The sequence below is a fragment of the Ketobacter sp. genome (assembly GCF_003671495.1).
In the GTDB taxonomy this organism is placed as follows: Bacteria; Pseudomonadota; Gammaproteobacteria; order Pseudomonadales; family Ketobacteraceae; genus Ketobacter.
On sequence record NZ_RCHN01000032.1, the window covers coordinates 18,448 to 42,425 of the forward strand.

The following is a 23,978-nucleotide window of genomic DNA, read 5'->3' on the forward strand; positions in this document are numbered from 1 at the left end:
TGATTAATTTATATACGCTTTAATCATACATTCATGTATGTATAATTGATATAGAGTATAGACAAAAGTAAACGAGTCATGGTGAAAAAAACCAAAGAAGAAGCGTTGGAGACCCGCAACCTCCTGCTGGATACGGCTGAGTGCGTGTTTAACCAGAAAGGAGTATCGGGCACCACCCTGGCGGACATTGCCTCGGCTGCCGGCGTCACCCGGGGCGCCATTTACTGGCATTTCAAAAACAAGGCGGATCTGTTTGAAGCCATGTGCGAGCGGGTGCGGTTGCCCATGGAAACCATGATTGCGGCGGGGGCTGAAGATGGGGTGGCCGACCCCATGGGGGAGCTGCGCAAAACCGTGGACTACTTTTTCCTGAAAGTGGCCACTGACCTGCACCACCATCGGGTGTTCGATATTCTCTTTAACAAGTGTGAGTTTGTGGAGCAGCTGGGGCCGATCATCGATCGGGATGCCCGGGTGCGGGAAGCGTTCCGGGAGCGCTTCGAGCGCACCTTTGCCAATGCCGTGCGTCTGGGGCAGTTGCCTGCGTCCACCAATGTGCCGCTGGCGGTGAATGCCTATCTTTCCTACACCAAAGGCATCATGCGCAGTTGGCTGTTGGAACCGGAGTCGTTCGACCTGCATCGCGATGGCATGCGTATGATGGATGGCTTCTTCGACATGCTGGGATCCAGCACAGCGTTACGGGACTGAATTGCGCCGCCGCTCGTGTTTCCTCAAATGCAACGCGGCGGCTTTGCCCAACTCCACCAGCACCATAATACCGCCGGCCCCGCCAATCACCCATAACCACTGTTGTGGACTCAACCCCTGGGACTGGAACAACTCCTTGAAACCCGGCAGGTAGTTAAACAGCATCTGCAGGATCACCACCGCGCTCACCGCCAGCCAGACTGGCCAGCCGCCCAGGGGCTGGCTGTGTTGCCACAGGGGGCGATGGCTGCGGCAGTTGAACAGATAAAAAATTTCGTAGAACACCAGGGCGTTTACCGCCAGGGTGCGGGCCTGCTCCACGCTGTCACCCTGTTGCAGTGACCAGTAAAACAATCCAAACACCAGCACGCTGCCCAGCGCACCCACGATCAGCAGACGCTGCAACACCGCTGCGGTCATCAACCCCTGTTGCGGCGGGCGTGGGCCCAGGCTCATGATGTGGGGCTCCGCCGGCTCAAAACTCAGGGCCAGGGCCAGGGTAATGGCGGTGATCATGTTCACCCACAGGATCTGCGCCGGGGTGATGGGCAGCACCAGCCCCAGCAGGATGGCCACGCTGATGACGCTGGCTTCCGCCAGGCTGGTGGGCAGAATGAAGAGGATGGCTTTGACGATGTTGTCGTACACAGTACGGCCTTCCCGCACCGCCTGCACCAGGGTGGCAAAATTGTCGTCGGTGAGCACGATGTCGCTGGCGTCCTTGGCGGCGTCGGTGCCCTTGCGGCCCATGGCGATGCCGATGTCCGCTTTGCGCAGGGCCGGGGCATCGTTGACGCCATCGCCGGTCATGGCCACCACCTGCTGCTGTTGTTGCAGGGCCTGCACGATGCGCAGCTTGTGTTCCGGGCTGGTACGGGCGTAGACATCGCATTCCTGCACCCGTTGCGGAAACTGCTCCGGATCGATCTGATCCAGCTCCGCTCCGGTCATCACCCGGTTGGCCTGCAGACCCAGCTGGCGGGCGATGGCCCCGGCTGTGTGTGGGTTGTCCCCGGTGATCATCTTGACGCGGATACCCGCGCTTTGACACTGGCGGATGGCGGCGATGGCTTCCTCCCGCGGGGGATCGGTAATGCCCACCAGGCCCACCAGAATCAGGCCGGACTCCGCATCGGCATACTGCAGTTCAGTCATCTCCGGCACCGGTTTATAGGCCAGGGCCATCACTCTGAGTCCGTCTTTGGCCAGGGATTCGATGGCCTGATTCCAGAACGCCGGGTCCAGGGGCTGGGGCCCGGCCTGCTCCAGCTGCTGATGGCAAAACGGCAGCAACCGATCCGGGCCGCCCTTCACCAGGATCTCGTGCTGGCCGGTGTGATCGTGTTGCAGGGTGGCCATGTAGCGGCGTTCGGATTCAAACGGCAGCAGATCATGTCGGTGCCAGGTTTGGCGCACCTGCTCCGGCGTCAATCCGGCTTTCAGGGCCAGGCTCACCAAGGCGCCTTCCGTGGGGTCGCCGCTCAATTGCCAGAGGTTCTCCTGTTTGGTGACCGACGCCGTGTTGCAGAGCAGGGCAATGCGGCTGAGACAGTCCAGCTGGGGGTGATCGCCACAGCGCCAGGCCTGCGCGCCGGCCTGCACGTTACCGTTATCGCCGTAACCCGTGCCGGTCACCGTCAGTGCCTGGTCGGCGAAGACAACCTGGGTAGCGGTCATTTCATTGCGGGTGAGGGTGCCGGTTTTGTCGGAACAGATCACCGACACCGAACCCAGCACTTCCACCGAGGGCAGTTTGCGCACCAGGGCCCGGTGGCGGGCCATCTTCTGCACGCCCACCGCCAGAGTGATGGTGACCACCGCCGGTAACCCTTCCGGTACGGCCGCCACCGCGATTCCCACCGCCGCCTGGAACATGGCCAGCAGATCATAGTGACGTACCCAGACGCCGAACAGCATCAATACCCCGGACAACCCCAGGATCAGATAGGTCAGCTGGCGGGCAAACTGGTGCAGGCGCCGGGTCAGGGGTGTTTGCGGCACCTCCGCCTGTTTCACCAGTTCACCGATGTTGCCCAGTTCGGTATTGCGGCCGGTGTCGCTCACCAGGCCCTGGGCGCTGCCGTAGGTGACCAGGGTGCCCATGAACGCCATGTTGCTGCGCTCGGCCAGAACCGTGGTCTCTGCCAACGCGGCGTCGCGCTTGCTGACGGGCTGGGATTCGCCGGTGAGAGCCGATTCGTCGCAGTGTAAATCCTTGATTTCAAACAGTCGCACATCCGCCGCTACCCGGTCGCCGGATTGCAGCAGAATCACGTCGCCGGGCACCAGCTGTTCGCTGTCCAGGCTGACAATGTGGCCGTTGCGCCACACCCGGCACTCCGTGCGCACCATGCGGTGAATGGCCCGCAGTGCCGCCTCGGCTTTGCCTTCCTGGATGAAACCGATGAGGGCGTTGACCAGCACCACGGCGTAGATCACCGCGGCATCCACATAATGCTGCAGCAGCAGGGAGAGCGTCGCGCTCGCCAGCAACACGTAGATCAATACGTTATTGAACTGGGCCAGGAGTCGGTGCCAGGACGGGCGGGGTTTGACCTCGGGCATGCGGTTGGGCCCGAACTCCTGCAAGCGTTGCGCGGCGGTCTCCGCGCTGAGGCCTTCGGGACCGGAGCTGAGTCGGGCAAAGGCGTCGGTCAAAGTGTGAGAATGCAGTTTCCCCATGTACAATGGTAATCCGTCTGGTTGGAACAGGAGGGTGTTTCTGAACGCGCAGTCATCATGGCAATTTGGGATGTATTAAGCAATGGAATGGATGAAACGGTTTAAACACTCAGCGTTGTTCGGAATGGGGCGCGATTCCCTGTCGGCAACCTTCAATGATGAACTGCACCACCATGCCGGTTGGGTGCTGTTGTTCAGTTGTGCCATGTCCCTCACTTGGCTCAGCTACATTCCGGTGGATACCCTGTTGCATCCGGAGCAGGGCGCCATTGTGATGTTGCGCTGGGGGCTGGTGGTGGTGAGTGTCATCGTGTTGATGCTGCGACGTGTACGCTATTTTCGGGAACGCAATCAGATTCTGCTGGTGCTGTGGGGTTGGTACCTGACCGGTGCCTGTGGTGCCATCACCGGATTGACCGCCGTGGACCCCACCTATGTCTCTGGCTTTGTGCTGGTGACCTGTTTGATCCCGATGGCGCCATTGCGGGTGCCCTACGCCCTGTCCAGCCTGGCGCTGGGGTTATTGGCGTTACTGGTTTCGGCAAGCTATGTGGGGGTGGATCTGACCCAGACCCGGGTGCGCTACACCGTCAACGATGTGGTGGTGGCGTCCATGATTGTGACCTTCTTTATTTTTCTCATGAACAGTTACCGCTACCGCACCTGGAAAAGCGCCAAAATCATTGAGCGTGAGTCCAGCATCAAAGTGCAGCAGGCGGATTTGCAGAGCCAGGCCAAAAGCCGTTTCATTGCCACCATGAGCCATGAAATCCGCACCCCCATGAACGGGGTGATTGGCATGGCGGAAATGCTGCAGACCACTTCCCTGAGCAAGGAACAGAAAAACTTTGTGGATGTGATTTCCTACTCCAGCCGCTCGCTGTTGAATGTGATCAACGACATCCTGGATTATTCCAAAATCGAAGCCGGTCGCGTCACCCTGGAAAAAACCGACTTTGATGTGTATGCCCTCTGTGCCGAGATCGCCACCATTTTCAAATCCACCGCCGACAAAAACAGCATCGAGTTTGTGGTGTGTGTGGACCCGGATGTGCCGACCCATGTGAAAGGTGATCCCTCACGCTTGCGTCAGGTGTTATTGAACCTGATCGGCAACGCCTTCAAATTCACCCGGGTGGGGCGGGTGGAAGTGAAAGTGGAAAAAGGCCCGGACACCCTCGATGGCGGCGAGCTGGCGTTCACCATTCTGGATACCGGTATTGGCATCTCCCAGGTGCAGCAGGCCAAACTGTTCAAACCGTTCCAACAGGCGGACAGCTCCATCACCCGGGAATACGGTGGCAGTGGTCTGGGTTTGAGTATTTCCAAATCCCTGATCGAGCTGATGGGTGGGGACATCACAGTGGACAGCGCGCCACGGCAGGGCTCCACCTTCAGTTTCACCATCTACTATGAAACCGCTGCGGCAGTGGAGACCGTGGAGCCCCTGCCGCGTTTTAACGGCGTGTGCCTGTTGCTCACCGGGCGCCCCAGTCATTACGGCATGGAGTTGAGTCGGCATCTGCAGCACTGGGGTATCCAGGTGGAGAACGAACGTCAGGTGAGCCAGGCCATCACCCGCTTGTCCACCGCGGACCACGGTTGTGATGTGGTGGTGCTGGACCTGGACAGCAACAGCGATCTGGACCCCCTGGTGGTGGAGCAGTTGCAGTCTTTGTGTCGTTCCCACGGGATTGAATGTCTGGTGCTGTGTTCAGAGGAGTATCCAAGCTACAGTTTCAGCGTGATGACCAAACCGGTGTGTGCGTTTCAGTTCAGAAAACCCCTGGCCCAGGCCCTGGGGCTGCTCGATGAACACCATCCCGCCGCGCAAATGAGCGCATTGCGGTCGGAGTTGTCAGGCTGCTCGGTGTTGGTGGCCGAAGACAACGACATCAACCAGAAAGTGATCACCAGCATGTTGGACAAGTTGGGTGCCCGTTATCAGGTGGCACAGAACGGCCGCCAGGCCTGCGCCGAATATGCCCAGGCCCACGATGAGTTTGATGTGATCCTGATGGATTGCGAAATGCCGGTGATGGACGGCGAGGCTGCCACCCGCCGTATCCGGCAACAGGAACAAGCGGAAAACTGGGTTCGAACACCGATCATTGCCCTGACCGCCCATGCCATGAAGGAACACATCGACAGTTGCCTGGCGGCGGGCATGGACGATCATATTTCCAAGCCGGTGGAAATGAATGTGTTGCGGGAAAAAATTTTGAAGGCGGCGCGCTCTGCTACAGCACAGAGCGCGCAACCCAGGGAAGGCTGATTGAAGGTTGATTACTGGAACGGATTGCGGATGACCATGAGGCGCAGTTCCGTCATGTCTTCCATGGCCCAGCGGATGCCTTCGCGGCCCAGGCCACTGTCTTTAACGCCACCGTAGGGCATGTGATCCACGCGCCAGGAGGGAATGTCGCCAATCACCACGCCGCCCACTTCCAGTTCGTCCCAGGCTTTTTGTGCCTGATACAGATCCCGGGTGAAGATACCGGCCTGCAAACCGAAGCGGCTGTTGTTGATGTCCTTGATCACCACATCGAAATCATCGAACGGCGCCAGCACGGCCACCGGGCCGAAGGCTTCTTCTGCACACACGGCCTGGGAGGAATCCACGTTCTCCAACAGCGTGGCCTGCAGCATGGTGCCTTCGCGATCACCGCCACACAACAGGGTGGCACCGGCGGCCACCGCGTCGTTGATCCAGCCGTGCAGGCGCGAGGCTTCCGCTTCGCTGATCATGGGGCCAATGAACGTTTGCGGATCTTTGGGATCACCACTCTTCAGCGCCTTGGTTTTTGCCACCAGTTTTTCTTTGAACGTGGCGTACACATCGCGGTGTACGTAAATCCGTTGCACGCCAATGCAGCTTTGGCCGGATTGATAGAACGCACCAAAAATAATGCGCGCCACGGCGTCTTCCAGGTCCCAGTCTTTGTCCACTACACAGGCGGCGTTGCCGCCCAGTTCCAGCACCACCGGTTTTTTGCCGGCGCGGGCTTTCAACTGCCAACCCACATCGGGGGAGCCGGTAAAACTCAACAGTTTCAAACGGTCGTCTTCGGTGAGCAGGTCGGCGCTGTCACGGCGGCAGGGCAGAATGGAAAACGCGCCTTTCGGCAAATTGGTTTCCGCGAGGATTTCGCCGATCAGGATGGCGCCGATGGGGGTGAGGCTGGCGGGCTTCAACACAAAGGGGCAGCCGGCGGCGATGGCCGGTGCGACTTTATGGGCCGCCAGATTCAACGGAAAATTAAACGGGCTGATGAACGCACAGGGGCCGATGGGCACCCGCTTGGTCATGCCGCTGTAGCCTTTGGCACGGGCGCTGATGTCCAGGGGAATGGTTTCGCCGTATTGGCGTGCGGTTTCTTCGGCCGCGATCTTAAAGGTGTCGATCAGGCGCGTGACTTCGCCCTTGGCGTCGTTGATGGGTTTGCCGGCTTCCACACACAGGGCATAGGCCAGCTCATCAAAGCGTTCGCGGAAACGGGTAACGCAATGCTCCAGCACCGCCTGCCGTTCAAACATGGGCATCTTGGCCATGGCCTCGGCGGCATCACAGGCGGCGCCGATGGCCTGATCCAGTACATCCGGTGTGGCCAGGGGGGCAACCGCTGCCAGTTCGCCGCTGTACTTGTCGTAGATTTTCAAATCCTGGTTGGCGTACACCGCCTCGTTGGCCAGGTAATAGGGGTATTCTTTTTTCAGCATGGGGTTTCTGCCTTGGTCTTTAAGGTGCCATCACAAGTTGTTCCAGTGCGCTGCGAATCTCCGCCGGTATGGGTACAGACTTGTTCTCGGCCCGGTTCACAAACACGTGAATAAAATCTCCGAACGCGCAAGCGGTGTCTTCACCCTGTTTGAAAATACCGACGCCGTAGGTGACGGAACTGTTGCCTAATTTATTGACCCGTAAACCCGCTTCGATCTCATCGGGGTAGGCGATGCCGGAAAGGTAGCTGCAGCTGGAATTTACCACATACCCTACCACCGGTGCATTCTGAATATCCAGACCGCCTTTTTCGATCAGGTAACGGTTTACGGCAGAATCAAAGTAGGAATAATAGGTTACGTTGTTCACGTGACCATAAATATCGTTGTCCATCCAGCGGGTGGTGATGGGATAAAAAAGTTTGTAATCGCTGCGGGCAATGGGTTTGTCGATGGCTTTGTTGTCGCTCATGTCATTACTTCTTTGTTCAATAAAATGAATTACCAGGCGGCCTGGTAAATGGCGAATGCATCCTGCTCGGTTACTTGCCGTGGATTATTCACCAACAGCCGTTGTTGTGCCATGGCATCGGATGCCAGGGTGGCGATGAAATCCTCCGGCACGTCGCAATCCCGCAAACGATTGGGCAGGGACACTTTTGCAATCAGGGTTTCAATCCATTGAATCAATTTGTCGGTGACCACGTCATCACCGCCTGCGACAAAATCCTCACCCATGATGATCGGTGCCAGCTCAGCATAAAGTGACTTCGCGCTGGGAGCATTGAAGCGCATGACGTGGGGCAACACCAGCGAGTTGCTGAGGCCATGGGGTATGTGGAAGTGTCCTCCCAGGGGGTAGGCCAGGGCGTGCACTGCGGCCACCGGTGCATTGGCAAACGCTTGCCCCGCCAACAGGGCACCCAGCAGCATATTGCTGCGGGCTTCCACATCGGTGCCGATGCGCACGGCAGTGAGAATATTGCGTGACAACAGACGCAATGCTTCCTTGGCCAGCATATCCGACAGCGGATTTTTCTTGTGCACAGACGTGTAGGCTTCAATGGCGTGCACCATGGCGTCGATGCCGGTGGCGGCGGTGACATGGGCCGGCAGGCCCACGGTGAGTTCCGCATCCAGCAGGGCGATGTCCGGTTGCAACACCGGCGATACCACACCGGCCTTGGTGGTTTCACCGGTGGTGACGATGGCAATGGGGGTGACTTCAGAACCGGTGCCGGCGGTGGTGGGCACCTGGATCAGGGGCAGGCGCGGCTCCTTGGCATTGCCCACCCCGTACATGTCCGCCAGGGACTGGTTGCACTGGGGGTGGGCGAGGATGGCCACCAGTTTGGCCACGTCCATGGAACTGCCGCCGCCGAACCCCACCACCAGGTCGGCCCCCAGGGCGCGGGCGGCGCTGACTGCTTCCAGCACGGTGCTGTCCGCCGGGTCCGGTTCCACCGCGTCATAGACCTGCACCTGCACGCCGACGGCCTCGAAGCTGGGCAACACCCGTTCCAGCAGCCCGGCCTTGATGATGCCGGCATCGGTCACCAGCATGACCGCCCGGGCCCCCTGTTGTTGACACAGGGCGCCAAGCTGGCGGGCACTGCCGGGTTCGTTGATGATGGTTTTGGTGGTGGAGAATGTGAATGCCTGCATGGGAGTGGGCACCTCAAAATTGACGGAGTTGCCCTATTTTATCACGTCCGTTTGCGGCAGATGGGACAAAAACCTGGGTAAACAGGCCATCAAATATCAGCGTTTGGCCTCTAAACCGTCATCATCGGCCCGCTGCCAGCGGTTTATGGTGTTCACCAGCAGACGGTGCAGCAACAGCGTGACACAAAGGGTGGCGTAGACCAGGCCTTCCTGTTCCCCCACCTTGGCCTCCATCAGGACATGGGCCACCGCCAGTATGCTCAGGGGGTACATGGCCCGGTGCAGTTGTCGCCAGCGTTTGCCGAGGGTGCGGCGGGCCCATTGGGGCGAGGTCAGGGCCAGCAGTAAAGACAGTATCCAGGCCAGCAGGCCCATTTGCAGGAAGGGGCGCTCGCGCAGGTCCTGCCACCACCAGCCCATATTCCAGTCCAGTTCCAGGTGCAGATAGATGCCCGCATGCCAGCTCAGATAGAAAAAGCTGAACAGGCCCAGCATGCGCCGCGACTTGATCAGGAAATTCCAGTCCGCCAGCCGCTTACCGAATTTCAACCGGAGCCGTTTGCAGAGAAAGCCCAGCCAGCGCCGCAGGGGGGTAATGGCCAGGGTCAGCAGCAGGTAGAACATGGCCCAGAAGCCGGTGCGGGCGATGAGGGCCTCGAACGGATTGAAGCCCAGGCCATCCCCCAGGGTATCCCGCAGCAACAACAGGCCCGGAATCAAGCTGAACAGGAACAGTCCCAGGCGGAACCAGTGATCGTTTTGATTGCACCAACGCAACAGGGCCATCAGTAGTGTTGCTGCAGATCGAGGCCCTGGTACAAGTGCGCCACCTGTTCGGCGTAACCATTGAACATCAGGGTAGGCTGTTTGCGGCTCTGGCCCAGGGGTACTTCCCGGCGCTGACTCCAGCGGGGATGGGCCACCTCCGGATTGACGTTGGCGTAAAAGCCGTATTCCCGGGGCGCGGCCCGTTGCCAGGTGGTGGTGGGTTGTTCCGTCAGCAGTTCAATGTGTTGTACCGCCTTGATGCTCTTGAAACCGTATTTCCAGGGCACCACCAAGCGCAGTGGGGCGCCGTTCTGCGGTGGCAGGCTGGCGCCGTACAGGCCAGTGGCCAGCAGGGTTAGGGGGTGCATGGCTTCGTCCAGGCGCAGAGCTTCCTCGTAGGGCCAGTCCAGGGTGGGATGGCGCTGGCCGATCATCTCTTTGGGATTGACGATGGCGCGGAACCGCACATAACGCGCGTTGGACAGGGGTTGCGCCAGGGCGATGATATCCTTGAGCATGACACCCTGCCAGGGCACCACCATGGACCAGCCTTCCACGCATCGAAATCGATAGATGCGTTCCACCGGGCACAATTTGGCAATGGCGTCCAGATCCAACGTCAGGGGCTTTGCCACGGCGCCGGACAGGGTCAGCTCCCAGGGCGACAAGGTCAGGCGGCGGGCCAGGATGCGCACCGCTTCCTTGTCGGTGGAGAATTCATAATAGTTGTTGTAGCCGGTGGCGTATTTTTTGGGGGTAATGGGGCTGGCGGGTTCGGCGATGGGCGGCACGATGCTGTGCGCTGCGGACGGCGCCGGACAGGCCTCGCTGCCCTGGCCCAGTTGCGGCAGAGCCAGGCCCAATCCCGCCAGGGGCAGGGCCTGCAACAACCGGCGGCGTTGCTGGAACACCTTCGGGTCGGTGATCTGACTGGCCGGTGGGATTAGATACTGCCATCCCATTGTTCAGTCCCGAATGGCTTTCAGGTACAGCATCAGTGAATTGATCTCTGCATCGGTCAGTTGATCACCCCAGGGCGGCATGTGTTTGGACCGGCCCACCGCTTCCCCGCCTTTCACAATGATGTCCTTCAGATATTGATCCGGCAGTCGCGACGCGGTCAGGTCAGCCGGCGGTGGCGTTTTCAGCAGTTTGGACATGCGACCATCCCCCTCACCGAACTGGCCATGGCACAGCACACAGCGGGTGCTGTAAATCTGTTGCCCCAACTTACGGTCCGCCGTGCGGCCGCTGTCGACATTTTCCAGCAGAGCGTAGGCGCGGGTTTTATCCGTACGCAGCAACATCACGAAATCGGAAACGGATTCCAGTTCGCTCCAGCTCAGCTCCTTGCCGAAGGGTGGCATATAGTGGGACAGGTCGCGGTAGTGGGGCCCCAGCACGGTGGCGTTCAGCACGCCGGCCCGGTCCTGCGCCACCCGCCCGGTGAGCAGAGATGTGTTGGGATACTCCTTCAGTCGCATCGGGAGTATTCCCTCACCCATGCCCTTGCCGCCGTGGCACAGCACGCAGCGGGCAGCGTAAACCTTGGCACCCAGCTCTACGCTGGGAGTGGGGTCATCGTAAGCCGCCTGGGCCGGAAGCGAATGACTGAACAGCGTCAGGCCCGCGGCAATGAGCAGTACAATCCCTTGTATCCACATGAGTCTATTCCTGTACCTGAATGGTCATCCGCATTTCCGGGTGGATCGCGCATTCCACTTCCACTTCACCGGCCGTCTCGAAGGTGACGTCACGGGATTCGCCCTGGGGATACGACCCCAGATCAAACATCTCGGCGTCGCTCAGACTGAACACGTTGTGGAAAAACGGATCGTTGTTGGTGAACTTGACGGTGTCACCCACTTTTATGGTGAGCTGATCCTGGGTGAATTTTTTATCCTTCTGGCCTACTTCGAATTGCTCGGCCAGCAGATTGGTGCTGAACAACAGGGTGGGAACGATCAAGAGTAAACGGGTGTGCATGGTAAGACTCCTTGTCCGGTCAAAAGGTGTTGGGTGGCAGAACGGGCAGTGCAAATGGTTCGGGCGGCGTGGTCAGCGCTTTCATGAATTCCACCAGGTCTGCTTTTTCCTGTTGGGAAAGGCTGAGCTTTTTCATGTTGGGGGACAGGTTGGTGGTCACGGTGCCGCCGGTTTCATAGTGATCCACCACGTCCTTCAACGTCATGGCCGAGCCGTCGTGAAAATACGGTGCAGTCAGGGTGATGTCGCGCAGGGTCGGGGTTTTGAAAGCCCCCTTCATCAGGCCGATGGGTTTGATGGCATAGCGGCCCATGTCCGGATTTTCCATTCCCCAGGAATCCAGCCCAATGTTGTGGAAACCATTGTCGGTGAAATTGGGGGCGGAATGGCACACGGCACAGTTGCCTTTGGCCGGGTCCACAAACAGTTTGAAGCCATTCACCTGCTGCGCCGTCATTGCTTTTGCATCCCCCTTTATCCAGCGATCAAAGGGGGAGTTGTTGCTGATCACGGTTCTTTCAAAATTGGCGATGGCCATGGCCAGGGTTTCATCGGTAATGCCCTGGCCCGGATAAGCCCGTTCAAATGCCGCCACATACGTGGCATTGTTCTGCAAAAAGCGCAGCGCCATCGACAGGTCCACATTCATTTCCGCGCTGGACAACATGGGGCCAATGGCCTGGTCTTCCAGGGATTTTTTGCGGCCGTCCCACATTTGCAGGTGGTTGTAGGCGGTGTTGGTGACCGTGGGGGAGGCGCGGCCCAGAACCTTGCTCTTGAAGCCCTTGGCAGTGGGCAGGCCGTCAGACCAGCCGAACAACGGACTGTGACAGGTGGCGCAGGACATGTTGCCGTCACCGCTCAAGCGCGGATCAAAAAACAGCATCTTGCCCAGGCTGGCCCGCTCTGCACTGGGGGCATTGTTTTTCGGGTAAGGAACGGCGGGCAGCAACCACTCCTGCAGGCTCGGGTCTCCGGCTTTGTACACATAGTCGCTGTCGGCCAGCGCCAGTCCACTGATGATGGTGCACCACAGGCCAAAGGCGGCCGCCCGGTATCGGTTGTTCATAGAACCTCCTTGTTATTGTTTGAAAAAAGACACCATATTCGTCAGCGTATTGGAGGACGCGGACAGGTTGTTGGACAGCTCGTCCATTTGCGAAGCGCTGCTCAGTGCCGAATCGCTGATTTCCTGTAGTTGCTCGATGTGATGGTGAATGTCATCAATACCCTGCAATTGCGAGCGGTTGATATTCAGGGCGGACAGGATTTGTTGGCGGGAATGATCAGAATGCTCGTTGGCCCGCTTCACATCGTTGGCACTGTGTTCGAACAGGGCCAGATTGCTTTGCAATTCGGTGTTCACCACTTCCAGTAAATCGGTAACCTGTTGGAAGTGATGGGTCATGGTGGAGGCCAGGCCGGAGATCTCCTTGACCGCCTCCCCACTGCGATTGGCCAGTGCCCTTACTTCATCGGCCACCACGGCAAAGCCCCGCCCCTGCTCACCGGCGCGGGCGGCTTCAATGGCAGCATTCAATGCCAGCAGATTGGTCTGTTCTGACACACTCTGAATGGTGACCGCGATGCTGGTGATGGAATTGGCGGATTCCGACAGGGTGGTGATTTGCCGCGACAATGAATGCACCTGGGATTCAAACTGTTGCTGCAGCTGGGCGGATTCAATGATGCGGAGGTTGGCTTCGGCGCAGCTTTTGGCGGTGTCTTCGGCGTCGTTACTGCTGCTCTCCAGAATGGTGCTGACCTGGTTGGCGATCTGCAGCAGCTGCGACACCTTGTCGTTGATGGACAACACGTGGCTGGCCACCTGTTGCGCATTGGCGGCAGCGGTGTGGGCGCTGTGATTCACCTGCCCGGCGCTGGCATCCAGTTGTCCGGACTGGCTTTGCAGGTTGTTCACAATGCGGCTGGTGGCTTGCACCGCCGAGTTGATGGCTTCAAAGGTCCGTGAGACCTCATCGCTGCCACTTTCACGCAGATCAATGTTGAGGTCGCCCTTGGCGAAACGACCCATGGAATCCTGAATGCGGCCCATGGAGGACACCAATTGGCGAATCAGGATGCAGGCAATCACCGCTGTCAGCAACAGACCCAGCAGGGTCCAGGTGGCCAGGCTGGTCATGATGGTGGCGTTGCGTTCCCGATTGGTTTCCGTCAGGCCGGTGAGTTTTTTGAATTCGTTGTCCAGGATGTTCTGGGCATTGCTGATGATGCGGGCCGTCTGCGGCGCGATGGTCTTGAAGGCCGCGTTGGCATCGTCATCCCGGTTCTTTTTGCCATAGCCGATGACTTTCATTTGCAGCGGCCGCAGGTCCGCCAGCTCCTGCTTCAGGGTTTTCACCGCGTCGCTGTCGGGGATGGTTTCTTCCAGGCGCTGGATCTGCTCGTCCAGGGTGGAGGAGGCCTTGATGGTGGCGATGGCGTTTTCCCGGATCAGCTCCGGGGTGTTGGAGGCGATCAGGGCCTGCAGATCCCGCTGCAGCCGCATGATGGCCATCAGGGTGCTGTTGGCCTGGTGCTGACGCTGCTGGGATTCCTCAATGGCCTGGGTCAGGGCCTGATTCTGCTGGGTGAGGGTGAAACCCGCCAGCAAAACGCAGCCTACGGCCACCAGGGCGGGCATCACGCACATGGCAATCAATTTGTAACGCCAGGAAATATGCTTCAGCCAGGACATAACGACTACACAAAATGGATGATACTTTTCAGCATAGTTGATGAGGACTGCCTATCAAGCCGATTGGTACAGGCTATTACCAGGGGGCAAGGCGGCAGGGCCCGGCGGGATGTCAGGCTGCCTGGCGTGGGCACACCCGGTTGCGGCCCTGCTGTTTGGCCTGGTACAGGGCCATGTCCGCCTGTTCCAACAAAGATTGTGGGGTATTGTTGGCGTCCGGCACCAGGGAATGAACGCCGGCGCTGATGGTGATGGGCAGGGGGCCGTTGCGGGTCAGAATCGGGTCGCTTTCGATCAGGGTGCGGATGCGCTCGGCCACCGTGAGCGCACCCTCCACCTCGGTTTCCGGCAGAATGATGCAGAACTCTTCACCGCCATAACGGGAGGCGAAATCCGTAGGCCAGCGCACCCCGGCCTGAACCCGCTTGGCCACTTCCTGCAGGCAGTCGTCCCCCACCGGGTGGCCGTGGGTGTCGTTTACGTTCTTGAAGTGGTCGATGTCCATCAGAATGACCGCCAGCGGGCGCTGGTAACGCTTGCCCCGTTCCCATTCCTCCAGCATCACGGAATCCAGATGACGACGGTTATGCAGGCCGGTGAGTTGGTCGGTGTTGCTCAGATCCCGCAGCTGTCGGGTCAGGTCCTCCAATTCGCGGGTGCGTTCCTGCACCCGGCCTTCCAGTTCCTCATTGGCCCGCTGGGTGGCGATCAGGGCGTGTTCCTGGGCTTCATAGCGCATCCGGCGCTCGGCATTGATGCGTTCCGCCAGTGCAAAAGACAACAGCACCACCTCCAGGGCCGAGCCGATGTGGGTGCCGTATTCGGTGAATAAGTTGGTCGGCAGGATGCCGGCCTTGTTCATGGCCAGGATCAGGCCGCCGGATAACATGGAGGTCCAGGCGATGGTGTAGTATTTGGCGGTGATCTGCCCCTTGTACCAGCATACGCAGCCGGACAGCAGCGCGGTAATGCAGGCCCCGGCCGCCCAGATGATCAGGGCAACGATGTTGTAGTGATAGGGGAGGAAGAACGCGCTCACCGCCAGCAGGATACTGCCGCCCCAGAACACCACCAGGGCCCGGTCGATGGCAGGCGAGTAACTCCGTACTTTTAGAAAACTGCGGGTGAAAGACGCACCAAAAATCACCACGCCGGACAGGAACACAATGATGGACTGGTCATTCCACTGGGTGAAAGTGGGCCACAGGTAGCGGAAGGAGTACCCTCCCAGGCTGGCCAGGAACAAGGGCATGCAGAGCACATACCCCACGTACAGTAAATAGGTCCGCTCCCCCAGCACAAAAAAGATCAGCAGGTTGTAGGCGGCGATTACGATCATGGTGCCGAAAAAAATGCCCTGCAGAATGGTGCGGGTGGTATCAAACCCAAAGAAGGACTGTTCATCCCACAGGGTCACCGGCACCTGCACCGCGCTGCTGGTTTTGACCCTCAGGTACACCGTGAGGTGCTGCTGCGGCTCCCAGTTGAGGGGAATAATAAAATTGCGATGATCGAACAGCCGCTTGTGGTAGGGGTATTTGTCCCCCAACTGGTGCTGGGCAATAAGGTTGTCGCCGGAGAACAGGTACACGTCAATGTAATCCAGCACCGGGTAACTGATTTCTAACAGGCGGGATTGGGTGCGCTCGGTGGGGTTGTCGATCTCCAGCTTCAGCCACCAGCTGGATTCGTTGTAACTTTTGTTGAAGGTTTTCTCGCCGTTCTGGGTCCATTGCTGCGGGTGAGCGAGAAGTTCATCGAGCTGCAGCCGGCTGTCCGGGTCCTCCAGATAGCTGAGTGCCGGGTTCAGACTGATACCATTGCCAGTGTCGTCCAATAGCAGGGGCGAGCCGTGGGCGCTCAACACCTGCAGCGCGAGAAACAAAAAGCCAATAAAGTATCGGTGCATAAGCCGGTTTACACATAGATAGCGAGGTCACGCTTAAGAATAGCACCCTCTGTCGGAAGCGGTTATTCGCTGCGCCGGGCAGGGGTTAATTTTGGGTCTTGGGGGTGTACAATAGGCAGTGGTTATAAGAATAACAACTAAACAGGTCGTTCGTATGAATTTAGCGAAATATGCCCTCGTGCTGCTCAGTCTGATCATCTCTGCCCAAAGCCACGCCCTGGTGCCCCCCCTGCCACAGATTGATGCGTTCAAGGTGATCTCATTGGAAGGCGAAGACATCCCCTGGGTGCTGGGCTGGAAACTGGAAGAGCTGTCCCTGGCTGCCATGGTGGACGGGGTGATGGAGCCCATCCCGTTCCAGATCGATCAGTACAATACCGGTGGTGCCATCTATTTCGAAGGCTGGCACGTGCCCATGGCGGGGAGCCCCGACCTTATGGATGGCACCGATAAAATCCTGTTCCTGTTCAAGGATGCGGGCCCGCGCCGGGACCCAAGAGCCCCCTACGACGGTGAAATGGCAGCAGAAATCGTCACTCGCGATGTGAATGGCGTGGAACGCTTCGTCTATCTGGTGCGCAATTCCCGCCTGCGCTCCGAGGAACAGTATGTACGCTACAGCGCGGAATTGGGCCTGGTGGAGACCGATTTCTACAGTTTGCGTTACAACAAGAAAAACCACCTGAAATGGGATGATTTCAGCTACGTCAATTACGTGGGTGAGCGACCCCTGGATTCCATGAAGCTGCGGCTCAACACCGGCATCCTCACCTCAGTGACCGATACCGAACTCAACAATGACCAGATGATTGCCCTGCCCACCGGCGAAATCATCGGCCCCATCCGCACCACCACCCAGCTGGATTTCAATCTTTACCTGTTCGGGGTCTCCATCCTCCAGCTCAGCCTGCAGATCCACCATTATCCCAAATCCATCATGTACGACGTGCGTGGCATCATTCCGGAACTGCGGCGCAAGCTGCTGGTGGACCCGACCCTCACCATGTCCATCGACGCCAACCGCCTGCTGGGTGCCAACACCTATACCTCCGAGTGGCCCGATCACCCCGCCACAGTGGACGGCGTGGTGGACGACAACGAGCTGGCCATGATCAAGGCCGGCCTGAATCCCGCTTCCAACTGGATCTGGGTGACTTCAAAGCGAAATCTGGATATTTTAGCCTTTGTGGATTATCTGGGGGATTTTGATGAGCCCATGTCCCTGCTGTACAAGGATGATCTGGAGAACGATGATCCGCCGGAAGTGTTCCCCGGCCAGATGCCCAATGTGGGCTACGGCATCGATGAATTCCCCATGAGCGGCTTCATCGGGTTTGTGGTGAGCATGTTCATCAGCGACGGCTTCGAGGGCGATCCCAATGAATTTGCGCCCTACACCCGAACCCTGCCGGATCTGGAGGTGCGGGCGCTGTAGCGGGGCTGGCTGGAATGCAGAGCGTTTGACGATCCGCATGAGTCACAAGGTACATACAAAATAAGGCATCTGAAACCGGGCACATGAATTAAGGAATTTCGAATGATGAAGCGATGGTTGGGCGTGATGGCGGTAACGGCGCTGTGCGGTTGTACCACCACCCAGGAGACGGCCATGGACAGCCAGGTGGCGGCCATGAGCAACTGTGAGAAGATCGAGGCGCTGGTGCAGGGACATCGCCACGGATTCCCGCAGCTGAAGACCACCCTATCCAATGCCAAAATCATGCAGGTGTGGAAAGCCCGCTATCACCTGGTGGGGGATGCCTGTCAGGTGTGGGGCTGGAGTGCTGACAAGTTCAGTTACGTCTGCTCCCAGACCGAACCCAACCAGGAAACCGCCATGGACCATTATGGCAAAGCCAAGGCTGTGACCCGTCAGTGCCTGGGGCCGGAGTGGGTGCTGACAGAAGGCAAGCGGGATATGGGGGAGGGCGTGAAAGCGGAGTTCGCCAAGGCCGGCGAAAGCGCGGTCATCACGGTGGTGGCGGCATCCTCGCCCACGGTGTTCCACAATGAATGGAAAACCTACTATTTCGTGGGTGATCCCAACGACATTAAATAGCCGGTAAACCTATTCGGTTTCCCCTTCGTGCAGGGTGGCCTGGGCCAGGGAAAACTGGCAGGTTGGGCTCTCCACCCCCTGGGACTTGCTGGAAAGCTTGAGGCTCTTGCCGTCGGTCACGATGGAGTAGCCTCCGTCCCTCTGCACCACTTTCAGTTCCACGTTCTCGTCGCTCATGATCAGATTCTGGAACAGGATCTTTTTGAAAGACTGATGGGGGTGATCGATGTAAAACTCGTTGTAGAAATCCCCGTCCGCCACCGCCATGGTCACAAAGGTGGTTTCTCCCGAGGTATAGAAGTTGGCGTTGCAGGTGGTGTTGGAGCCGGCTTTACCCACCAATTCCACCCGGCCGATGCCGGAGCGGAACTTACTCAGGGTCTCGTTCAACAGGTTCTTGAACTCCTGGTGTACGGCACCGTTTTCCCGCGGCACTTTGACAATGGTGCTGTCCGCCATGGCGACAGTGGCGGAGCCCAGCAGAGCGGCTAAACATAGTCCTGTTGTTATTGTTTTCATAACACCGTCTCCCGTTGTTTAACGTAAGTGTTGAACCAGCAGTTTGGGTAATACCTTGGCTTCTTCGGCCAACAGCAATTTATGGGCATCCTTGTCACCGGCGAAATACACCCGGCGTTGATCCGCCTCGGTGCCGTTTTCAATGGTGAATCGGCCGGACGCGGTGGGCACGCTCACCACGTTGCCTTTGGCGTCGATGCTGGCAATCTGCCGCTGGTAATCCAGCGGGCCCTGGGCGTCTTTCTGCCAGCGGTTATAGAAATACTTGATGTTGGACGTGATCATGCGCTTCTTGGCGGATTTGATGCACGCAATGTATTCGGCGTTGGTCATGGTGTTGCCGGGATCCGGTCGCACACAGGCGCCGCGGGTGTCGTACACAATATTGGCGCGCAGCCCGGCACTGCCCATGGGGTCCAGTACTGCCAGGAAATCGATGGTGCGCTTCTCGCTGTAGGCCACGCGGGTGGCGGCTTCGATGGCGGCACCGCCGCCCAGGCCATGGCCGATCAGGATGATTTTGCTGTTTTGGGGGATCTGGCGTACGTACTCACGGAATGCCTCCTGGAACCCCAGGCTGTTATTGGGGCCGGTACCCTGGCCGAAACCGTTCCAGTTGGCTTCGATGTACTTGGCGCCGTAGGATTCCACCCAGCTTTTCAGGTGCAGTGTGCTTTCGATATTGGGCTCCTGGTCGCCGGAGATGACAAACACATAGGAGGCAAACTCCCCTTCCAGTGCCACCTTGGGGCGCACCGGAGCGCTTACCGCTTTGGGTACTGCAGCTTTGGCCTGCGCGGATTTCTGCTGTGCGCTTTGTTCCTGCTTGAACTGGGTCACCAGTTGATTGAAGGTGTCGTTGGCCTGGCGTAAACGGGTTTGCTGATTATTCAGTTGGGCACGCAGATTGTTCAGCTCCTGGGCAGTACTGTCCCGTTTGCTGATGAGGGAGGCGATGCGGGGGTCCGCGTCCATGGAGTGGTCATCCACATCGTCTTTCTGGGTCTGGAGCTGTTGTTGCAGTTCAGCCAGTTTGGTTTTGGCCCGTTCCAATTCCGCCAGCAATGGCTGCTTTTTGTTGTCCAGGTCCGCGATCTGCTTTTGGTAGTCTTTTTGCCGGGCTTCGTAGTCGCTCTGGGCCAGCCGTTGCTTCAGCACATTCAGTGCGGCATGGCGTTGTTGGTCCCGCTCCTGGTCGCGACGCACGATATCAATATCAAAGTCCACCAGGGAGATGTCTTTCTCAATCCGTTCCACCTCGAAATTCTGCAGTTTCAGCTGGCGCTTGGCCTCGTGAAACAGTTTGCGTTCTTCTGTGCGTTCTTCGCGCACGGATTTACGCTTGTCGAGAATCTGCTTGTCCAGGCTCCAGAGGTTTTTCTCCTGGGAGCGGATGGCGGTTTCCGTGTTGGCGACTTCCTGTTTCAGCTGCTTGACGGTGGACGCACTGGTGTTGATTTGCGCCTGTGTCACCGCGTGGGCGGTGCCCCACAGCATGCAGCTCAGAAAGATGATCCAGCGGTATTGATTGCGTACCAATACCTTGAATAAGTTAGAAAAAGTAAAGCTCACCATGTGTATCAACACTTCTTATAGTTATTCCCTGAACGAATCTACCGTTCTTATTCTTGTTCCGGCCCCGGACCTGGTTGCTCGCAGTATATGGCAAGTCAGATTGTGTGTAGTCAGAATGTGATCAGGTTCACAAGGCAGAATAAGACGGTTCTCTCTCCTGCGCAACCCCACGGAATTCACCCGTTTGGGGTTTTCCCATCGTTAATAGTGCCATATCAGCCTGTTACAGACTGTGGCGTCCCTGTAAAAGGTTTGTACAAAAAACGGTCAGGCATAAAAAAGGGGGTGCTTAGAGCACCCCCTCATTATACCCAAGATAGGAGACTAGCGAACACCACTGCGGCGCAGGGCGGCAGGCTGGAATTCCGTCTTGGAGAACTTGACGTCGAAGTTGGTGCCTTTGGCTTCGTTGTTCTCGAAGCCCAGGGCCAGGTAGCGACCGGCGTTCAGGTCATACAGGGTCTCGATGGCGTAACCCTGGACGTCCACGTTGTAGTAGAACATCTGGTGCGCTTCCGCCACCCGCCACAGGTTGCCCCGACCGTCGTAGTGGTCGATCACGCCCGCCAGCCAGGTGTCTTCATCCAGGAAGAAGACCCGTTTGGCATAGATGTGACGGGTACCTTCCCGCAGGTTGCCTTCCACTTCCCAAACCCGATGCAGCTCATAGCGGGTCAGGTCCTGGTTGATGTGGCCGGGTTTCACCATGTCGTCATAAGGCAGCCCTTTCTCGTCCAGTTTGTAGGCGTTGTAGGCAATATACATCTCTTTCTTGCCTTTCAGTGTCCACTCATAGCGGTCGGGAGAGCCGTTGTAGAGGTCAAAGTTGTCCGCGGTACGCATCCCGTCTGAGGCGGTACCCGGACCGTCATAGGCCACCTGGGGTGCCCGACGTACCCGACGCTGGCCGGCGTTATAGATCCAGGCCCGACGGGGCTCTTTCACCTGGTCGATGGTCTCATGTACCAGCAGTACGTTACCGGCCAGACGCGCCGGCGCAGTCACCTGCTGCTTGAAGTAGAACATGACGTTGTCATCTTCCCCGGGAGTGTAGTCCGTCAGCTGGTTGGTGATCGACAGCTGATCCTTGAACATGACCATGCTGTAGGCACCGTTAGCCTGGGGCGTGACCTGGCCGATGGTGCGCTCCAGGGCATCACCGCGCCAGCGGCCGATGTGGTTCCAGATGGCTTCCAGACCATTTTGCGGAATCGGGAACGGGAACCCCTGCAGGTTCAGGCCGCGCAGACCGGTGGCACCCACGGTTTCGGCTTCCAGGGCGTTTTTCTTGGTCAGGGCCACAATGCGGTCAGGCATCACAAAAGGACGACGGGTCTGGTACACCGGCATGCGATAGGTATCCGGGTATTTCTCGAACATGGCGATCTGGCCCGGGCTCAGTTTGTCTTTATACTGGTCCAGGTTGCCGGCTGTGATGGTGAACAGGGGCTTGTCGTTCGGGAATGGATTACACAGGAATTCACCCCCCTTGTAACAGTCCGGGTTGCCCTTCATGCCACCATCCCACTTGGGGATGGTGCCGTCGGCGTTACCCGCCACTTCCGCGCCGCTGGGAGTCAGGGTGCTGCCGCCCAGTTTATCGGCTTCTGCCTGGGGTACTTTGGCAAAGGTTGGGGCTGTTACCAAAGAGGTGGCCAACAATGCGCCGGCCAGGAGTTTCAATTTGTGCGTTGATTTCATATTCATATCCTTGTTTCCCCCCACAACTTAGAATGAGGCTTGAGCGCTGATGGTGTAGTAGTCACGATCAGCCATCTGGTTATATGGTTCGGCGCCGTAGAAATCTGTGTAGGCTACAGATACGGAGTAAGTGTTTAGATACACACCTTCTAGCTCCAGGCCGAGGGCTTTGCGGTCTTCCAGGAAATTGGTGATTGGGCCTGGCGTGGTACCGTACACATCATGACTGAAGCTGATGGTGGGCCTCAGGTTGATGCCTGCAAAGACGTTGTTGTAATCACCGCTGAAGCGCAGTTTGTAACCCCAGGCACCACTCGTTGGGTAATATTCATCTTCATAGTTGGTGGCAGGGGAAGGGCTCAGCTGCAGCAGAGTTTCATAGGGCAAGCCGGTGGACACCGTAGTGGCCGGGATATAAGGATGATACAGCGTCGCGTTGTAGCTGCTGTTCAGCAGCGCTTCATCCTTACTGGGCATATCCACGTAAGAACCTGCGATGTCCAGGATGGCAGTCCAGCGGGAAGCCCCCAGTACCTGGTCGAAGAAGTGGATGAAGGCAATTTCCGCCTGATAGTAGTCCAGCTTGATACCACCGGAGGCAAAATCACCCGGCTCATACTTGGTATAACAATCGTATGGTGTGGGGGCGTCCGCACAGCTCAGTGACGGCAAGCCCAGCAGACCCGCCAGGGTGTCACCGTCTTCCAGTTGGAACGGTTGATCCTTACGCATGCTGAATTCTCCGGAGAACGCGGTGGCGCCGCCGGGCAGGCCAAAGTCTACGGTGGTGTTGAAACTGACGCCCAGCAATTGGATGTCTTCGGAGTACTCAGACACGATATCCGCGACCGGGAACAGGCCAGCAGTGTTGGTCTGGTTGCCAGCGTCTGCAGGCGTACCTGAGTCGAACGGGTTTCCAGTGATCAGGAAGTTTCGCACCTGGGATAAGGTCAGTCCCGTCAGCCCCGGGTTCAGTTCCGAGGGTACCGGCATGTGTCCGGATACAATGGGCAGGCGGGAGTGGTAGTTCATGTAGTAGAGGCCGAATTCCGTTTCGATGGAATCCACAAAGTAACGAGCCGCAATACCGAACTGACCATCGTCATCCGGCGTCATGTCGCTGTCTCGTGGTAGGTGCACAGTTGAGGCTCCCGGGGCGCCTACTTCAAGACCGCTGGGATAGAAGCCGCCATAGCAGTTGGGGCCGGCCAGGTCGGTGGTGGAGAAGAACGTGCCACATTCGGGCAGCAGGGTTTCTTTCCATTCAAACAGAACAAAACCCTCCAGAGTCAGGGCTTCAGTCAAACCAATGGAGGCATACAATGCATTCAGCGGAATCAGCGCATCCTTGACTTCAGAACCGGGTGCCAGCAGGGCGTTGACGTCCACCGGGTTGACGGAGTTGATCCCGTTGGGGAAGAACAGGCCTTCGCCCCAGCTGATGACCTGTTTACCCAGGCGTACGTTCAGGGGCTTGTCCCCCAACCACCAGTCTCCCCAGACGAACGCATCCAGAATGTCCGCACTGGTGCCGGCGCTTTGGGCGGGTTGGTTGTCTGGAAAAAATGGCGGCTCGTCGGTGCGGCCATCGCCGTTGACAATGCGATGATCATAAAAAGCTTTACCACGCACAAACGCACCGTAGTTTTTGTAGTTCAACTCCATATCGACAGTGACTTTGGCGACTTCCGAAAAGGTGGAGCCTTTTTGCCATAGCAGGTTACTGTTGTCCTGGGAGCTGGTGCCGTGCAGGTGGGCTTGCGATTCGCCGGCAGCGGCTGCGTTTGCTACGCCCACACCCCGATAGTCGCGATCATCGGCCCGCCAGGACGCACCTACGGAAACCGTGGTATCCACCTGCATTCGAAAATCATCTTTTTCATATTCGAAACCATACGCCGGTATAACCGACCCAGCAGCTGCTATGGCAGCGGCTAAAGCAGTCACCTTAAAACGTTTGTTCATTGCCATTAGAGTCGAACTCC

19 protein-coding genes are annotated in these 23,978 nt (G+C 58.1%); 4 read left to right on the plus strand and 15 right to left on the minus strand.

Features of this window, described 5'->3' with window-relative positions:
* Positions 1-78: 78 nt before the first annotated feature.
* Entirely contained in the window at positions 79-711 is a 633-nt protein-coding gene (locus tag D9N14_RS15165; RefSeq protein ID WP_290581189.1) for a TetR family transcriptional regulator, read from the plus strand.
* On the opposite strand, the gene D9N14_RS15170 is transcribed toward D9N14_RS15165, so the two are convergent.
* Complete coding sequence (locus tag D9N14_RS15170; protein WP_290581191.1) at positions 700-3,393, minus strand: cation-translocating P-type ATPase; 2,694 nt, start codon at positions 3,391-3,393, stop codon at positions 700-702. The two genes, D9N14_RS15165 and D9N14_RS15170, sit on opposite strands and share 12 nt — an antisense overlap.
* A 91-nt stretch (positions 3,394-3,484) precedes the next feature.
* Here D9N14_RS15170 and D9N14_RS15175 point away from each other — a divergent pair, with 91 nt between their 5' ends.
* Entirely contained in the window at positions 3,485-5,668 is a 2,184-nt protein-coding gene (locus D9N14_RS15175) for an ATP-binding protein (protein ID WP_290581193.1), read from the plus strand.
* Between the two features lie 11 nt (positions 5,669-5,679).
* Here D9N14_RS15175 and D9N14_RS15180 read toward each other — a convergent pair whose 3' ends face one another.
* From D9N14_RS15180 to D9N14_RS15225, 10 genes are all read right to left on the minus strand, one after another.
* On the minus strand, positions 5,680-7,113 hold the full coding sequence (locus tag D9N14_RS15180; RefSeq protein WP_290581195.1) for an aldehyde dehydrogenase family protein: 1,434 nt from the start codon (positions 7,111-7,113) through the stop codon (positions 5,680-5,682).
* Between the two features lie 19 nt (positions 7,114-7,132).
* Positions 7,133-7,585: an acyl-CoA thioesterase gene (locus D9N14_RS15185; protein ID WP_411267944.1), complete on the minus strand. Its 453-nt coding sequence runs from the start codon at positions 7,583-7,585 to the stop codon at positions 7,133-7,135.
* A 29-nt stretch (positions 7,586-7,614) separates the two neighbouring features.
* A complete protein-coding gene (locus D9N14_RS15190; RefSeq protein ID WP_290581197.1) occupies positions 7,615-8,778 on the minus strand; it encodes an iron-containing alcohol dehydrogenase in 1,164 nt (387 codons plus the stop codon).
* 96 nt (positions 8,779-8,874) lie between these two features.
* Positions 8,875-9,564, minus strand: coding sequence for a sulfite oxidase heme-binding subunit YedZ (locus tag D9N14_RS15195; protein WP_290581199.1), 690 nt, complete (start codon positions 9,562-9,564; stop codon positions 8,875-8,877).
* Entirely contained in the window at positions 9,564-10,508 is a 945-nt protein-coding gene (gene msrP, locus D9N14_RS15200) for a protein-methionine-sulfoxide reductase catalytic subunit MsrP (protein WP_290581201.1), read from the minus strand. Before msrP ends, D9N14_RS15195 begins: the two co-directional genes overlap by 1 nt.
* Positions 10,509-10,511: 3 nt before the next feature.
* The gene (locus D9N14_RS15205) at positions 10,512-11,210 is read right to left on the minus strand and encodes a c-type cytochrome (protein ID WP_290581203.1); all 699 of its coding nucleotides are present in this window, start codon (positions 11,208-11,210) and stop codon (positions 10,512-10,514) included.
* Between the two features lie 4 nt (positions 11,211-11,214).
* A complete protein-coding gene (locus tag D9N14_RS15210; RefSeq protein ID WP_290581205.1) occupies positions 11,215-11,532 on the minus strand; it encodes a plastocyanin/azurin family copper-binding protein in 318 nt (105 codons plus the stop codon).
* 19 nt (positions 11,533-11,551) lie between these two features.
* Positions 11,552-12,601, minus strand: a complete 1,050-nt coding sequence (locus D9N14_RS15215; RefSeq protein ID WP_290581207.1) for a cytochrome-c peroxidase — start codon at positions 12,599-12,601, stop codon at positions 11,552-11,554.
* 12 nt (positions 12,602-12,613) lie between these two features.
* Positions 12,614-14,230: a methyl-accepting chemotaxis protein gene (locus D9N14_RS15220; protein WP_290581209.1), complete on the minus strand. Its 1,617-nt coding sequence runs from the start codon at positions 14,228-14,230 to the stop codon at positions 12,614-12,616.
* A 112-nt stretch (positions 14,231-14,342) separates the two neighbouring features.
* Positions 14,343-16,139: a diguanylate cyclase gene (locus tag D9N14_RS15225; RefSeq protein WP_290581211.1), complete on the minus strand. Its 1,797-nt coding sequence runs from the start codon at positions 16,137-16,139 to the stop codon at positions 14,343-14,345.
* 154 nt (positions 16,140-16,293) lie between these two features.
* On the opposite strand from D9N14_RS15225, the gene D9N14_RS15230 reads away from it, so the two are divergent.
* Both D9N14_RS15230 and D9N14_RS15235 read left to right on the plus strand, forming a co-directional pair.
* Positions 16,294-17,574, plus strand: a complete 1,281-nt coding sequence (locus D9N14_RS15230; RefSeq protein ID WP_290581213.1) for a hypothetical protein — start codon at positions 16,294-16,296, stop codon at positions 17,572-17,574.
* Positions 17,575-17,676: 102 nt separating this feature from the next.
* Positions 17,677-18,198, plus strand: a complete 522-nt coding sequence (locus D9N14_RS15235) for a hypothetical protein (RefSeq protein ID WP_290581215.1) — start codon at positions 17,677-17,679, stop codon at positions 18,196-18,198.
* Between the two features lie 9 nt (positions 18,199-18,207).
* Here the strand turns inward: D9N14_RS15235 and D9N14_RS15240 are convergent, their stop codons facing one another.
* From D9N14_RS15240 to D9N14_RS15255, 4 genes are all read right to left on the minus strand, one after another.
* Complete coding sequence (locus D9N14_RS15240; RefSeq protein WP_290581217.1) at positions 18,208-18,717, minus strand: hypothetical protein; 510 nt, start codon at positions 18,715-18,717, stop codon at positions 18,208-18,210.
* An 18-nt stretch (positions 18,718-18,735) separates the two neighbouring features.
* Entirely contained in the window at positions 18,736-20,292 is a 1,557-nt protein-coding gene (locus D9N14_RS15245; RefSeq protein ID WP_290581218.1) for a hypothetical protein, read from the minus strand.
* A 324-nt stretch (positions 20,293-20,616) separates the two neighbouring features.
* Positions 20,617-21,999 (minus strand): DUF1329 domain-containing protein, encoded by a 1,383-nt coding sequence (locus D9N14_RS15250; RefSeq protein ID WP_411267945.1) that lies wholly within the window; start codon positions 21,997-21,999, stop codon positions 20,617-20,619.
* 21 nt (positions 22,000-22,020) lie between these two features.
* A complete protein-coding gene (locus tag D9N14_RS15255; RefSeq protein WP_317622631.1) occupies positions 22,021-23,964 on the minus strand; it encodes a DUF1302 domain-containing protein in 1,944 nt (647 codons plus the stop codon).
* Positions 23,965-23,978 lie beyond the last annotated feature (14 nt).

What these genes read in the sequence shown, in the direction of transcription:
- D9N14_RS15165 (WP_290581189.1), top strand. Translation starts at nt 79, where the DNA reads ATGGTGAAAAAAACCAAAGAAGAAGCGTTGGAGACCCGCAACCTCCTG.
- D9N14_RS15170 (WP_290581191.1), bottom strand. Translation starts at nt 3,393, where the DNA reads ATGGGGAAACTGCATTCTCACACTTTGACCGACGCCTTTGCCCGACTC.
- D9N14_RS15175 (WP_290581193.1), top strand. Translation starts at nt 3,485, where the DNA reads ATGAAACGGTTTAAACACTCAGCGTTGTTCGGAATGGGGCGCGATTCC.
- D9N14_RS15180 (WP_290581195.1), bottom strand. Translation starts at nt 7,113, where the DNA reads ATGCTGAAAAAAGAATACCCCTATTACCTGGCCAACGAGGCGGTGTAC.
- D9N14_RS15185 (WP_411267944.1), bottom strand. Translation starts at nt 7,585, where the DNA reads ATGAGCGACAACAAAGCCATCGACAAACCCATTGCCCGCAGCGATTAC.
- D9N14_RS15190 (WP_290581197.1), bottom strand. Translation starts at nt 8,778, where the DNA reads ATGCAGGCATTCACATTCTCCACCACCAAAACCATCATCAACGAACCC.
- D9N14_RS15195 (WP_290581199.1), bottom strand. Translation starts at nt 9,564, where the DNA reads ATGGCCCTGTTGCGTTGGTGCAATCAAAACGATCACTGGTTCCGCCTG.
- msrP (WP_290581201.1), bottom strand. Translation starts at nt 10,508, where the DNA reads ATGGGATGGCAGTATCTAATCCCACCGGCCAGTCAGATCACCGACCCG.
- D9N14_RS15205 (WP_290581203.1), bottom strand. Translation starts at nt 11,210, where the DNA reads ATGTGGATACAAGGGATTGTACTGCTCATTGCCGCGGGCCTGACGCTG.
- D9N14_RS15210 (WP_290581205.1), bottom strand. Translation starts at nt 11,532, where the DNA reads ATGCACACCCGTTTACTCTTGATCGTTCCCACCCTGTTGTTCAGCACC.
- D9N14_RS15215 (WP_290581207.1), bottom strand. Translation starts at nt 12,601, where the DNA reads ATGAACAACCGATACCGGGCGGCCGCCTTTGGCCTGTGGTGCACCATC.
- D9N14_RS15220 (WP_290581209.1), bottom strand. Translation starts at nt 14,230, where the DNA reads ATGTCCTGGCTGAAGCATATTTCCTGGCGTTACAAATTGATTGCCATG.
- D9N14_RS15225 (WP_290581211.1), bottom strand. Translation starts at nt 16,139, where the DNA reads ATGCACCGATACTTTATTGGCTTTTTGTTTCTCGCGCTGCAGGTGTTG.
- D9N14_RS15230 (WP_290581213.1), top strand. Translation starts at nt 16,294, where the DNA reads ATGAATTTAGCGAAATATGCCCTCGTGCTGCTCAGTCTGATCATCTCT.
- D9N14_RS15235 (WP_290581215.1), top strand. Translation starts at nt 17,677, where the DNA reads ATGATGAAGCGATGGTTGGGCGTGATGGCGGTAACGGCGCTGTGCGGT.
- D9N14_RS15240 (WP_290581217.1), bottom strand. Translation starts at nt 18,717, where the DNA reads ATGAAAACAATAACAACAGGACTATGTTTAGCCGCTCTGCTGGGCTCC.
- D9N14_RS15245 (WP_290581218.1), bottom strand. Translation starts at nt 20,292, where the DNA reads ATGGTGAGCTTTACTTTTTCTAACTTATTCAAGGTATTGGTACGCAAT.
- D9N14_RS15250 (WP_411267945.1), bottom strand. Translation starts at nt 21,999, where the DNA reads ATGAATATGAAATCAACGCACAAATTGAAACTCCTGGCCGGCGCATTG.
- D9N14_RS15255 (WP_317622631.1), bottom strand. Translation starts at nt 23,964, where the DNA reads ATGGCAATGAACAAACGTTTTAAGGTGACTGCTTTAGCCGCTGCCATA.